We start from the raw sequence: 14,464 nt of genomic DNA on the forward strand, positions 1-14,464 counted from the left end.
CTTGATGAACAACGACCCGTAAGTGCCTGTCACTTCGGCAGCGCCGGTAACCCCGTCGAAGGGAAGGTCCGCTTGTACATCTGCGGCCGCCGAGCCGTGTGTGACGGCCAGAAGCCCTGCTTCGACCTGGTCAACATCACTCCAGGTGCCGGACACGTCGCCGGAGACTTCATCAACACCGGCCACACCGAAGCCCGCCTCGATCAATCCTGTAGCATTTACCTCGGCAGCAGAGATGACCGGTTGGTCGTTGGTGCCATTGATCGTCACCACCACGTTCTGCGTGGTGCTGCCGCCATTGCCGTCACTGATGGTGACGACATAGGTCAGCTCGACACTGTCGCCTTCACCGAGGAAGTCGATATCGGCATTGGCCACGTCATAGGTCCAGCCGGTGGARCCGGTGCCGTCGGTCTGCGAGAAATTGCCCAATGCCGGATCATCSAGGCTGAACGCTGCCTTGAGGGCTGCTTCCTGCGGGCCGGTCAGCGTGTAACCGTTGGCCAGCGTGCTGGCGCTCACCGTACCGCCGTCATGGCCGGCGGACGGATTGTCGCTCAAATCCACATCGGTAAAGCTGATGGTGCCGGTCGCATCGTCAGGATCGGCGTCGGTGCCGCTGGGCACATCCGCTGTCTCAGTCACCGTACCGGCTTGCGCGGCCGAAGTGATGACAGGCTCATCATTGCTGCCGGTAACAGTGATGATGACCGTATCAGTGACAACGCCGCCATTGCCGTCATCAATTGTCACTTCAAACGACAGTTCGACGACATCGTTGGCGCCGAGGAAATCAATATCCTGATCGGAAATCAGATAGGTCCAGTCGACAGTGCCGTCGCCGGCGGTTGTCGAACCGAATACACTGTCGAAAGAGCTCCTGACACCGCCGTCATCAAGGGAGAATGCATCGAACAACGCCGTGGTCTGCGCCGGTGTCAGCACATATCCATTGGCCAGGGTAGACCCTGTAACCGCGCTGCCTGTGATGGAGGTCGTGTGCTGATCGCTCAGATCAACGTCGGTGAAGGTGATCACACCGGTTTCCACCAGATCAGTGGTCAGTTCGGCCGGACTGGTCGACAAGTCTGCGATTTCGTCGAGCGTGCCGCTGACATCGCGTGCACTTGCCGTGACATCGACCAGGGGCACGTCATTAGTGCCGGTAATGGTGACTGTTATCAATTGCGAAGTGGTGTCATTCGACGTGCCGCTGTCGTCCTGAATATTCACCAGATAGGTTACGACAAGGGTCTCACCGGCCCCCAGGAAATCGATGTCCTGGTCTGCAATGGTGAACTCCCACGCAACTTGCCCCGGATTGGGGCTGGCGCCAGGATCGGGTGTTGCGGACGGTGTCTCCGTCAGGGTGAGTTGCACACCGCCGAAAATTTCGCCGAATACATCGCCCAGATTTTCGGACGGCAAGTCAGCGCGGTTCCACTGGGCACCGTCAAAAACCGGCGTGTTGGTCACGACGGTGTTGTGGCCGTCGGTTGAATCAAGGTCCTCAAAAGCGACGAAACCTGATGCCATCAGTTCGACCGGCGAATCCTGTACCGCAGCGGTTTCGATGATACCGTCTTCATGGCTGGCTTGCGCAGACACAACTACCGGTTGATCGTTGCTGCCAAAAACCGTTACCTCAACCGTGTCGGAATCAGTGGAGTTTCCAGGGTCTGCAATCAGGTAGGTGAAGCTATCGACAGCACTTTCGCCATCGGCAAGGTAGTCAAATGCAGGGTTCGGGTTATAGGTGAAGTCACCGTTGGCGGCGATCTCGACCACAGCCCCGGACGACAGTACAAATGTCGTCGATCCGGTGGGGCTGATAATTCCGCCGACAAAGTCAAAATCGACGCCCTCTTCCCAGATCAGGTCTTCTCCGAACCCAACCACCCGGACATCAAATCCTTCAGGGTCTTCATCAGGCTGGATGCTGGTGTTGGCGATGACATTGCCTGCGAAAATGTCATCCTCATCAGTGAAGAAGCCATCAAAAAAGGCGACCGGAGGGTCATCCTGATCAGGAGTATCAAATACAATTTTCTGGGCAGACGCGATGGCGAGCGGGTTGCCGGCGAGTTCTTCGATGGTAAACGAACCGGACAGGGCGACCAGTTGTATATCAAGAAACGATCCTGATCCGCTTTCGTTGTCAAACTCGCCCTGCTGGCCGCTCGCTTTGGCGTACACTGCCCTGATCAATTCCAGTGCGCTAAGGTCGTTCAGCGTATCCTGGTCAGTCTTCTGGACGATGATCGGGGTTTCACCGACACCGGTTATTATGAGCTTGTTACCGACTTCGGTGACCCTGCCGATAATTTCACCGGTCGCCTTGTCCAAAACCAGGTACTCGCCGGTATTGTTGCTGTCGATATCCTGGAACAGGGAAAGTTCCGTTGAACCCAGTTGGCTATCAATTTCAGCTCCAACCGTTGTCCCGCGAATGGCCAGGACCGCGACGGGGGTTTCAACTTTCATGTTGCCGGTGGGTGCAATCGAACCGGCGACAAACACGAACGCGCCCTGCACCAGGTTGACCAGCATTGAAGAGTCCTGGGCCTGATCACCGTTGAACACGAATTCGTTCAACACCATGCGGGCATCAGACGTCATCGAGAACAGCGAGCCGTCTTCCAGACTCAGACCGAATTTGGTGTCGGGTCCGGTCTCGACCACGTCACCCAGATACACCTTTGTTCCCGGTGACAATTGCACAACGCTGCCATCGGTCCGGGTTGCAATGGCGGTTCCCTCGAGATGCTGGACTTCGCCGATCGGATTGCCTGCTTGTACGCCACCGCCGGACTGCGCATATTGACCCGGGAACAGCGGGCCTGCCAACGCTTCGACAACGTCACCACTGAGCATTGCGCCGTTCGGTCCGACCAACGTGGATGCTGTACCGGTGTGGAAGTATCCCTCGACTGTTATAGTCTTGCCATCAGAACCGGAAATTTCCAGATCGTTTCCTGAACGGGAGTAATCGCCTTTGAAGAGCAGCGCTGCGTCGGCAATCTGGATCGCAGATCCGTCGCCGGGCGCCTGCAATTGCACGTGCGGAGCATTGGTATCCGGAGAGGTAAACTGGTTAACAGCCATAACAGGAACTTTCCAAGCTTAAGTACTTGTTTCCCCAGATCGAAGGAGAATACTTTACGTAACGTTGAATCACAACCCTTGCGGGTGGAGCAAATATCGGGCCAGACTTCGAATTTCCGGTCAAATTCATCGATTAACGCTCCCGAAACGCCTCACCGGCGATTTTTCGCACCGGTTTCAGCAGATAGTTCAAAATGGTGTGATCACCTGTCAGGATATCAACAGATGCAATCATGCCCGGAATGATCGATAACTGGGCTTCAGGTGGTCCAATCTGGTTCGATTTTGTGCGTACAATCACCCGGTAGAACGACTGTTTGTCCTCATCCGTCGAACTGTCGGCACTGATTCGCTCCACATTGCCCGAAATCACCCCGAAGACGGTGTAATCATAGGCAGACAATTTGACGTTGGCCTTCTGGCCGGGGCGGATGAAGGCCACATCGCGCGGACTGATCTGCACTTCGATCAACAGGCTTTCATCCAGCGGCACGATCTCGACAATATCCTTGCCGGGTGTCACCACGGCTCCCACGGAGCTGACATTCAACCGGTTCACCACACCGCGCAGCGGCGCCAGCAGCGTTGTCCGGCGGACCCTGTCTCTGGCCGATTTGATGGTTTCAGTCACAACTGACAGGTCCGAGCGCACCTTCACCAGTTTTTCCCGCGCCTCTGTGCGAAACGTCTGGGCGGCATTTGCCAGGCGCTGTTCGGCTTCCACGACTGAAGCCCGCTCACGCGGCACCCTTGCGCGAACTTCGGCCAACTGCCCAGCCGTTTCAGCATGCAGGCGGCGGACCTTGATCAGTTCCAGCGTCGGGATCGCGCCGCGTTTTTTCAAATTTTCCGACAGTTTCAATTCTTCGGCGGAAAACTTGTTGGACTGTTTCAGCCGCGCCTCGCGGGCTTCGAGCTCCGCTAGGGTCTGCCTGACCTGTATCAGTTGTTGTTCGAGGATGGTCTTCTCTTCGGAGCGCTTTTGCCGGCGTGCCGCAAACAGCGCACGTTCGCTTTCAACCTTGTCCGAAGCGTCAGCAACCAACTTTGCCGGAAACGCCAGTGTGTCCAGACCGTTTGCTTCGGCCTGAAGCCGAACTTCTTCGGCACTGAGCGCCAGCCAGCGTTGCCGTACCTCGCCCAGCCGGGCAGAAAACTCCGTATCGTCGATGCGAATGAGCGGCTGGTCTTTTTCAACCGTATCGCCTTCAGATATCAGGAATTCCCGCACAATTCCCGGTTCCAGCGTCTGGACCACCTGCAACTGGCTGGAGGGAATGACCCGACCCGTTCCCCGGGTTACCTCTTCCACCGTCGCCCACCAGGCCCAAACCAGCAGGCTGGCCATGAGACACAGTAGGCACAGGATAAGCATCCACGGCCCGCGCGAATAGGATTGTTCGTAGGCACGCCTGGCGTTCGCGGCAAATCGCAGATCGTCCGTGCGCATCAGCTCATTCCCTTAAGTTGCTGTGTTGCCGCCTTTTTGTTCTGTTGCAATTTTTTCAGGACATCGTCGCGTGGCCCGTCAGCGATCAGCCTGCCGTCCTCAACCACGATCAGCCTGTCAACCAGCGCCAGCAGCGAGGCGCGATGGGTCGCAATGACCAGCGTCGTGCTCTCTCTCGGCAAGTTGGCAAGCTGGGCCATCAGATGGTTTTCAGCAGCCGTGTCCATCGCGGCAGACGGCTCATCCAGGAAGAGCACCTTCGGCTTCCTGATCAGCAATCGTGCAAGCACGACATGATGCCGCTGCCCGCCGGAAAGGTTTTTGCCCCGTTCCGCAACAGGGGCGGCCAACCCCATGGGATGGCCTGCGACAAGCGGATCCAGTCCGGCCTGGTGAACGGCCTCAAGTACTTCGCGATCACTGGCATGCGGGCGACCCAGAACTATGTTTTCCCGAATGGTGCCGGAAAACAGGTGTGGTTCCTGATCCAGATACCCGATGGCCGACCGGACATCGCCAACCGCATACTGACGCGCGTCCAGCCCATCGACCAGGACCGAGCCTTCGGTGGGTGAAACCAGGGCTCCCATCAACCGGCCGAGAGTGGATTTACCGGACCCGATGCGTCCGATCATGCCGACCCGTTCACCCGGTTCTATCGACAGGTTGATATCCTGCAAGGCCGGTCCAGGGCTTTCCGGATAGGACAGAGACACACCGCGGAACTCAACCGCTGCGTCCTTGATGACGCCACCGGCATGCTTGTGGACCACATCGTCGCGATCCAGCTTCATGAACCTGCCCAGTGCCCGCAGGCTTGCAAAGGCAAATTCGGACCGGGACAGGGACATGGCGATATTGGCCAGGGGCGCAAGAATCCGGCCCGCCAGAATGTTTGCCGCAATCAAACCGCCGATTGTCAGTTCGCCTGCACCGATCAGGAACACGCCCCAGACAATGATCGCCACGCTGACGCCCTGCTGCACCAGTCCGGTGAAATTCAGTGCGATGGACGCCCATAGCCGGGTTGTCGCCGAGGCTCGCACAGAAGCTGCGGTAGCCTGTTCCCATTTACCCTGCAGGTACCCTTCCCCGCCGGCTGCCTTTACCGCCTCAACGCCGGTCAGGGCCTCAACAAGCATGCCGTGCCGGTTTTGCATCAGGCCATGGGTCTGCTTGATTGAACGGCTGAGCGGAATCTGGAGCAGCAATGTCACTGCAAGGACCAACGGGACAGCAATGAGCGGGATCAAAGCGAGACTGCCGGCCACAAGCCACAGCACGGCCAGGAAAATGCCGATGAACGCAAGATCGATGACACCCACAAGGAGCGACGACGTCAGGAACTCGCGTGCACTTTCAAAATCCTTGATCTGGTTGGCCAGGACACCGGACGGTGCGGTTCGCGCCGACATTCTCGCGTTCATGGCCTGCTCGAACAGGGTGGAGTTCACCCCGAGATCCACCCTCTTACCGGCTCCGTCCAGAAGCAGGCCGCGCATCAGTTTCAGGATGAAATCAAACAGGATGGCAATTGCCACGCCGGCTGTTAATGCCCACAAGGTCGGCATCGACTGGGTCTGTATAACCCGGTCATAGACGTTCATGATGAACAGTGGCAGCGCCAGTCCAAGTATGTTGATGACCAGCGCGGCCAGGGCTACCTGAATTCCCACTGGCCAGAATTTGAACAGCGGCGACAGCAACCAGTGCCGTGCGGGTTTCACGTCTTCGGTAAATCCGGGCGACTGATCGGCGACTGCCGAAACATAGATCACATAGTTGGAAGCCTGCTTGTCGAGCTTCTTCAGCCGCACCCGGCGCGGCTTGTCGGAAACGGCGGGAAACACCACGCGGGCAAATTTGCCGATGGTGGAAATATCGGTGACGACGCAGGCGTCCCCGCGATCGAATAACACGATGAACGGTGCAACCAGGGCGGGCACCTCGGAAGGTTTACGCTGGAACACCTGGGCTTCCATGCCCAGATTTTCCGCTGCCCGGCCGACCAGTTCAGGTGTCAGGCGACCGTCTACCAGCGGCAGGTTACCGCCGGCAGCGCCGGATGAAAACGGCAAGCCTGCCTGCGCCGCGATGAAGCCGAGACAGGCCAGCACATGATCGGTTGCTACCGGATCAAACCCGTCCACAGCATGCCCGGTATTCGCTTGCCGGTCATCACCGGAGCCTTCGGCCACCGGTTGGCTGGGTTTCGATCGTTGCAGCATTCAAGAACACCATTATCTTTGTGCGTCCAGACGAATTCACGCGATGACAACTGCTTGTCTAGCGAAGCGGTTGAATGACCAGGTCATGATTGCCGCCCAGACTGCGTGCCGGTGCAATGTTGCTGATCGGGACCGCCTCTTTCGGTGCTTCGACCCCGAATGTGTCGAGCAACTGCCCGGTCAGGGCTACCACCTGGTAAATTGCAAACCGCTTGATTGCCTCGGCGCTCGAAAGATCAAAGCGCACCCTGAATCTAGTATTTTCAGCATCCAGCACGTCCAGAATGCTGCGCTTGGACAGCTGGTATTCGTCGAGGTAAGTGCGAATGATCTTGGAGTTGCTGGCTTCCTGGCTTTTCAGCGCCGCCACACGGGCGTGGCCGTTTGTGTATTTCGCCCACGCCGATTCGATTTGCTGAATGACTTCACGCTCACGTCGTTCCAGATCAGCTACCCTCTGCACCACGCGTTCGGACAGTTCGCCGACGCGGGCGGTGCGAATCTTCCCGTCGAACAGGCTCCAGCTCAGCACAACGCCGCCGCGCAATTCCCTGCTGCGGCCGGGCGTACCGTCTATATCCTCGCCATACACCGCTTCGCCCTCAAGGAAGACCTGCGGATAATAAGCCGACTTGGACTGGTTGCGCTCGTGTTCAGCCTCGACAATGTCCGACTTCAACGCGAGCAGGACCGTGTTGTGGGCAAGCCCGGTGTTGATCGAGTTGCGTAAGCCTTTTCTGGCGTGGCGAGGAATCGGAATTGAGCGCAGTTTTCCCGGGCGGCGGCCGACGACTTCCGAGTACCTGGCTTCAGCCGTCTGCAGCGCGGTTCTGATCTCGGCATGAACGGCACGCGCGCCTGCAAGCCTCTCCTTGGTCTGGTCGAGGTCCGAAATTGGCGAATTGCCACCCTTGTAGCGGACGTCGACCAGGGACAGGATTTCCCTGTGCCGTTTGATGTTGGCGGCTGCCAGATGCAGCAACCTGCGGTGACGCAACACATCTATGTAAGTTTCAACGGCATCCAGCCCCACGGCTTCAGACGCCGCGAGAACCCGAAGCGCGGCAGAATCAATGCGCGCTTCCGAACGGTAAATCTGATTGGCCCGATCCCAGCCGTCGAACACCACCTGCCTGACCCGCACAGAGACTTCGCGGCGGGCGCGCAGGATATTGTTGTTGGCGATACCGATCCCCAGCGGGCGATCGATTTTTTGCGCCTGCAGGCTGGAATTCATGCTCAGTTGCGGCAACAGCCGGCCGGTGGCCTGGTCGAGTTCATAATTGCGCGCACGCCGGTTGGCGCTGGCTGATTTGATGGCCGGATTGGTGGCAACCGCGCGGCGAACCGCGTCTCCCAGTGTCTGCGCCTGCGCCGGGGATGGATCGGCGATCAAAAACGCAATTGCGCACAGCATGGCCGCTTTCAGCCAATGCCGGCTATAATCTGAATAAGTACGCATGCCCCTCAGCACTCCGCCTTAGTAAAAAAACAAACCTCTGCCGTTGAGTTAGTTTCCTTCACTTGTGACCATTTTGCTTCCCCGGTCGTTGGCTTGCGATTTAACCAACGCAATGCCAACCGGGAAACCAAGTCCGTTTGTGCCTTAAATCCACCCCATAAAAGTCTGGACAATGCCATGATGCACACACTCCGGGCGATCAATCAAGCGAAATGGCCGCAACGTCAACTAATAGTGTTAATTTTCAATATTATGTAGCAGTGTGCAAACCAAGCTACTGTGCGAAAAACTACAGACTCAGGAGCCGTCAATCAAATTTCAGACCGGTTTTTGCCTCATTTCTCAAGGATGTCGTTGACACCTTCCCAATCGCTGCCGGGTGGATTGGCTGAAAACTCGGCGGCCCGGTCGGCGTAAATTGTGTAAAACTCCGCAAAGTCTACCTTTGCAGCTCGGCCAGCACACTTTCTGGCAATTTTTCTGACGTCGTCCCAACGCTGATCGTAGTAGGCTTCCAGCATCACATCATGATCTTTGGCAAGGGAGCGGAAGTTTTCCGTCGCCGCCATTTCGCTGTCTCCCAGCAACGCAAAAATGTCCTCAGGCTCGTTTTTGCCCTTCACACGGACACGGTCAATCAAGAGCACGGCCAGACGGTTTTGTACCGCTTCAGCCGTTTGCCTGCCGATGATGATCTTGGTGCCATAAGATTTTGTCTGGCCCTCAAGCCGTGCGGACAGGTTAACTGCATCGCCCAACACCGTGTAATCGAATCGAAAATCAGACCCCATATTGCCGACCACACACTCCCCGGTGTTGATCCCGACGCCGATTTCCAGCGCAACATCTCCGGCTGCCACGCGTTGCTGGTTGAGCGCGCCGAGACGCCTGGTCATGTCCAGCGCCGCACAGCATGCATTGTAGGCGTGTTCACCATCGGCAAGCGGCGCATTCCAGAAAGCCATGATGTTGTCGCCCATATACTTGTCGATGGTGCCCTTGTGCGCCACCACCGCCTCGGACAGGGGTGTGAGCAGTGAATTGATCAGCATGGTCAAGCCTTGCGGATTGGATTTGTATTTCTCCGAAATGGTGGTGAAACCACGCACATCGGAAAACAGGATTGTCATCGGCTTGGTCTCACCGCCGAGGATCAGCTTGTCGGGATCCTCGGTCAGCTGCGCCACCATGTCCTGGGACAGATATTGCCCAAACGCCGTGCGGATGCGGCGTCTGTCTATTTCTTCCTGCAGATAACCCAGCACAATCAGGACACTGGAAACTGCCAGTGACGCCATCAGGGGGAATGCATAGTCGAATATGAGGGCCTTCTGGGCAAATGCCCACCAGGATGCGCCGACCACGGCAGCCGCCACAACGCCGCCTGCGAACACCGTGATCACCGCACCGAAGCGCGGCAGCAGTGCAATCAGGCCCAGCCCGATCAACAGGGCGAGACTCACTTCCATGCCATTGGCCCAGGCAGGTCGTTGCAGGAGTGTCTTGCTCAACACGGCATTGATGAGCTGGGCATGGGCTTCCACGCCGGGCATAGCGGCTTCTACCGGGGTGGCCTTCAGGTCAAACAGCCCGGTCGCGGATGCACCCAGCAGGACAAGGCGGCCTTTGAATACCTCCGCATTCACCCGGTCCGCCAGCAAGTCGGCAGCCGAAACGAATATCTGCTGATTGTGCGGATGAAAGTGCAACCAGGCCTTGGCATTGCTGTCGGTCGGCATGGCAACGCCGGCCAGTACCAGGGAGCTTACCCCGGCCTCGCCCGACCTGATCAGAATGGTCGACTGGCCTGTTGCCACCCGCAGCAGTTCAAGGCTGAGAGACGGCAGCATCTTGCCCTGGGCCATCATCACCAGTGGCATCTTGCGCACCACGCCGTCGGTTTCCGGACGCAGCGACACCATGCCCCTGCCTTGTGCCTTTGCTTCCAGCTCCGGCACGTTCCTGACCATACCGGGATAGGTATCCAGAAAAGCCTGCGGGTCCGGTCCGAGCATGGCGATGGGCGATTGTTTCAGGTCACCGGCGTGCCACTGCTTGAGTTCCTTGTGATAACCGGACTGGCCCAGCACGACACGGGTTCGTGTCATGGCATCGGCAAATACCTCGTCATTGGATTTCATTGTGCGCAGGCGGGCAGCGGTATCCTTGTCGTAGGCCTCCACAATACCGGCCATGTTTGCCGGCGACATGCGGTCGTGCTCGGGAAACAGGATGTCGAGCCCAACGGCGACAGCGCCGGCCTGCCCCACCTTGTCGATGATTTTCGCCAGCAGTGAACGTGGCCACGGCCATTGGCCCAATTCGTTGAGGCTCTTTTCGTCGATGTCGACGATGATGACCTGCTGCGGTGTCGGCTTCGGCGCCAGGGCCAACTGATACAGGTCGAATGTCTTGAGACGCAGTGTCTCCAGCGGGGCCGGGTCGGCAACCCGCAGCGCCACCAGCAACAACAGCAATACCAGAGCCAGCAACCGACTGACATTTGTCCTGTTCAGTGTCTTTAACAGAGCCGCCTCCCAACCAGACCTGTGCCTGCATTCCAAGCGGGCGATACTGGTCTAGTTGGCAAGCGTTGTGAATACCCTTGGGTAATGTGAACAAGAGTTATGCAGTAGCCATGAGTACTTTCTGGCGGGCGCAGGCGGCACTGCGGTGGACAAAGACATTGCGGTACCCCTCATCGGAGTACAGGTCGATGAGTGACTGGCGATGCGGGTATTTTCCTATGGCGATAACGTCCCACTCTTCTTCTTCACCGATAAACTGACCGGCAAACGGTCCCACATGCAGGAAATGGCCGCCAACCTTTTCCAGGGTGGGGATACTCACGGACGCGTAGCGGCTGAAAGCCTCCTGCCCCGAAATATCGGTGTCCATGCCGGTAAAATCCGATGGATACACGGCGTCTGAATTTAGTTTGAAAAAATTCACAAGCGTGATCGCTGCATCGGTCGGAAGATTGAAAATCCGCTCCCACTGCTGCTCGGTTGGTGATGATCCATCCGAGCCATTGCCATACCATTCCACGAAGTCTTGTGGCGTCATTCTCTGTGTCCCTTGAAAGTCTTGAAGTTGGATAGAAGTAATCTTCGCTGGCGCGGTCGATGTGCAGAAAACTGCTGCGCGCACAACACAAGGCGCCGCCGCCCTGCTGAGGTGCTGCAGGGTCTTTGAGACTGCCCGTGATATAGGCGCTCTTGTAGGTCAAAATGAGGAACAAACATTGAAAATTCGTTGGCTGCCATGGAGCGCCAAACCATCAACCAAGTTAGTTCATTTACATTTGAAAATTGGTGCGGTCGAGAAGACTCGAACTTCCACGGGTGTTACCCCACAGCGACCTCAACGCTGCGCGTCTACCAATTCCGCCACGACCGCAAATCGTCAAAGACAGGTAGGATGGCTGCAGCGTGTAACAGTGCGGCGAAGCCAAATCAAGCCCTCAAAACATGGGACATTGGAACCGGACACCATTTGGCGTAAACAGTCGTCCATGAGTATCAGTCGAGACACCCTGGCTACAGACAATGCCGACCTGCCGCATGTGCCGCCGGTTGAGTGGCGGGTGGAAACCGGACCGGTAGATTATCCAGCCGCCGAGGCGTTCATGGAAGCACGTGTGGCCGCCATTGCATCAGGCCAGGCGCCCGAGTTGGTCTGGCTGGTCGAGCACCCTGCCCTGTACACCGCAGGCACGTCTGCAGATGCATCCGACCTGGTGGATGCAAACCGGTTTCCGGTCCATAAAACCGGACGTGGCGGGCAGTACACCTATCACGGTCCGGGCCAGCGGGTGGCCTATGTTATGCTGGATCTCGGCAGGCGCGGCCAGGATGTGCGCCGTTTTGTGGCGCAACTAGAAGACTGGCTGATCAGGACACTCGACGCATTCAACATAAAGGGCGAGCGGCGCGAGGACCGGGTCGGCGTCTGGGTGCGCAGGCCGGAAAAAGGTGCCGGGGTCGAGGACAAGATCGCGGCAATCGGCATCCGGGTGCGCAAATGGGTGACCTATCACGGTATCAGCCTGAATGTGGAACCCGACCTGGAGCATTTCTCAGGCATCATTCCGTGCGGTGTCACCCAACATGGCGTGACCAGCCTGGTCGATCTCGGCCTGCCGGTCGACATGCACGATGCGGATATTGCGCTGCAGGCGCAGTTCGAAACCGTTTTCGGACCTATTCAAACTCCATGATCACCGCATCGACAGCCAGGTTTGCCCCGGGCTCGGCGTGGATGACCTGCACCTTGCCGTCGCGCTCGGCGCGCAGGATGTTTTCCATTTTCATGGCTTCCACAACGGCCAGTTTTTCTCCTGCCTTGACGTCCTGGCCCTCGTTCACGTCTATGGACACCACCAGGCCAGGCATCGGGCACAGCAGCTTCTTTGACGTATCAGGCGGCAGCTTCACCGGCATGAGTTTTACCAGCTCGGCTTCACGGGCGGTATAGACCAGTGCGTCGACTTCAGAGCCGCCGTGCGACATCCGGAAGCCGTTCATCTGGGCGCGTACCTGAACGGAGACGGCATTACCGTTGATACGGCCCTGCCATACCGGCTCGCCGGGCGACCACTGGCATTCAACCGCTGCCTCGCGCCCGCTCACGCTCAAGCGGAACAACTTGCCTTCACAGCCGATAATTTCAGCGTCTACCCAGTCGTCGGCAACCTTGACGCTGCGCATGGCGGAGAACTGGACGGGGCGCCCGCCCATCTGCCCGGAAATCTCGCGCTTGCGCTGGTTGAGCACGTGGTCACACACGACAGCAACAGTTGCGATATTGAACGATACCGTGTCAGTCAGATCAGCCCCGTTGAAGCCGTCCGGAAACTCATCCGCGATGAAGCTTGTTGAAAGTTCACCGGACTGCCAGCGCGGATGAGCCATGATGGCCGATACAAACGGGATATTGTGTTGAATACCGTCGATGTAGAATGCGTCCAACGCCCCCGACATGGCGGCAATCGCGGCACTGCGATCAGCGGCATGGGTACACAGCTTGGCGATCATCGGATCGTAGAAGATGGATATCTCTCCGCCTTCATAGACACCGGTGTCATTGCGCACCGTAATGCCGGTGTCGTCGTCCCTGCTCTCTGCCGGCGGGCGATACTTGGTCAACCGTCCGGTCGACGGCAGGAAACCCCGGTATGGATCTTCTGCATAGACGCGGCTCTCGATGGCCCAGCCGTCAAGCTTCACGTCTTTCTGTTTGATGGCAAGCTTGTCGCCATAGGCGGACCGGATCATCTGTTCAACGAGATCAATGCCGGTGATCAGTTCGGTTACCGGGTGTTCCACCTGCAGGCGGGTGTTCATTTCCAAAAAGTAGAATGACTTGTCCTGCCCGGCGACGAACTCCACTGTACCGGCAGTGTCGTAGTCGACAGCTTTGGCCAAAGCAATTGCCTGGGCACCCATTTCCGCGCGGGTTTTCTCGTCGAGCAGAGGCGACGGCGCTTCCTCGATGACTTTCTGGTTGCGGCGCTGGATCGAACATTCACGCTCGCCGAGATGAATGACATTGCCGTGCTTGTCGCCCATCACCTGAATTTCGATGTGGCGTGGATTGACGATGAATTTTTCGATGAAGACACGATCATCGCCAAACGACGACTTGGCTTCCGACTTGGCCGAGTTAAAGCCTTCTTCCACTTCACCAGCGGAATGAGCAATACGCATGCCCTTACCGCCGCCGCCGGCTGACGCCTTGATCATCACCGGATACCCGATGTCATCGGCGATCTTGACAGCTTCCTCGGGGTCATGGATTTCGCCCAGGTAGCCGGGTACGGTGTTGACCTTGGCTGCATTGGCGAATTTTTTGGATTCGATCTTGTCACCCATGGCCTCGATGGCCCGGGGATTGGGACCGATGAAAACCAGCCCGGCGTCTTTCAGTGCATGGGCAAACTTTGCGTTCTCCGACAGGAAGCCGTAACCCGGGTGAACCGCTTCAGCGCCCGTCTGCTTGCAGGCGTCGATGATCTTCTCGATGACCAGATAGCTTTCCGCAGCTGCGGGCGGGCCGATATGCACTGCCTCGTCGGCCATTTCGACATGCATGGCACGGGCATCGGCATCGGAGTAAACCGCCACAGTGGCAATACCCATGGACTTTGCGGTTTTCATCACCCGGCAGGCGATTTCACCGCGGTTGGCTATCAGTATCTTCTTGAACATTTATACCCCT

8 protein-coding genes and 1 tRNA gene are annotated in these 14,464 nt (G+C 57.7%); 1 reads left to right on the forward strand and 8 read right to left on the reverse strand.

Annotated features, from left to right (window positions below):
• The 7 genes from DHN55_RS21705 to DHN55_RS21735 all read right to left on the reverse strand — a co-directional run.
• Positions 1-3,105: VCBS domain-containing protein (locus DHN55_RS21705; protein WP_337660659.1), on the reverse strand; the 3,105-nt coding region annotated here is incomplete at its 3' end.
• A 133-nt stretch (positions 3,106-3,238) separates the two neighbouring features.
• The gene (locus DHN55_RS21710; RefSeq protein ID WP_108883665.1) at positions 3,239-4,555 is read right to left on the reverse strand and encodes an HlyD family type I secretion periplasmic adaptor subunit; all 1,317 of its coding nucleotides are present in this window, start codon (positions 4,553-4,555) and stop codon (positions 3,239-3,241) included.
• The gene (locus DHN55_RS21715; RefSeq protein WP_108883666.1) at positions 4,555-6,783 is read right to left on the reverse strand and encodes a type I secretion system permease/ATPase; all 2,229 of its coding nucleotides are present in this window, start codon (positions 6,781-6,783) and stop codon (positions 4,555-4,557) included. Before DHN55_RS21715 ends, DHN55_RS21710 begins: the two co-directional genes overlap by 1 nt.
• A gap of 58 nt (positions 6,784-6,841) precedes the next feature.
• On the reverse strand, positions 6,842-8,245 hold the full coding sequence (locus DHN55_RS21720) for a TolC family outer membrane protein (protein WP_108883667.1): 1,404 nt from the start codon (positions 8,243-8,245) through the stop codon (positions 6,842-6,844).
• A gap of 335 nt (positions 8,246-8,580) precedes the next feature.
• Complete coding sequence (locus DHN55_RS21725) at positions 8,581-10,737, reverse strand: CHASE2 domain-containing protein (protein ID WP_337660660.1); 2,157 nt, start codon at positions 10,735-10,737, stop codon at positions 8,581-8,583.
• Positions 10,738-10,870: 133 nt separating this feature from the next.
• Positions 10,871-11,311: a DUF1330 domain-containing protein gene (locus tag DHN55_RS21730; protein ID WP_108883669.1), complete on the reverse strand. Its 441-nt coding sequence runs from the start codon at positions 11,309-11,311 to the stop codon at positions 10,871-10,873.
• 246 nt (positions 11,312-11,557) lie between these two features.
• A tRNA-Leu gene (locus DHN55_RS21735) sits at positions 11,558-11,644 on the reverse strand.
• 115 nt (positions 11,645-11,759) lie between these two features.
• Here DHN55_RS21735 and lipB point away from each other — a divergent pair.
• Positions 11,760-12,464, forward strand: coding sequence for a lipoyl(octanoyl) transferase LipB (gene lipB / locus DHN55_RS21740; RefSeq protein ID WP_108883732.1), 705 nt, complete (start codon positions 11,760-11,762; stop codon positions 12,462-12,464).
• Here the strand turns inward: lipB and DHN55_RS21745 are convergent.
• On the reverse strand, positions 12,448-14,454 hold the full coding sequence (locus DHN55_RS21745) for an acetyl-CoA carboxylase biotin carboxylase subunit (RefSeq protein WP_108883670.1): 2,007 nt from the start codon (positions 14,452-14,454) through the stop codon (positions 12,448-12,450). The genes lipB and DHN55_RS21745 overlap by 17 nt on opposite strands.
• Positions 14,455-14,464 lie beyond the last annotated feature (10 nt).

This window comes from Anderseniella sp. Alg231-50 (genome assembly GCF_900149695.1).
In the GTDB taxonomy this organism is placed as follows: domain Bacteria; phylum Pseudomonadota; class Alphaproteobacteria; order Rhizobiales; family Aestuariivirgaceae; genus Anderseniella.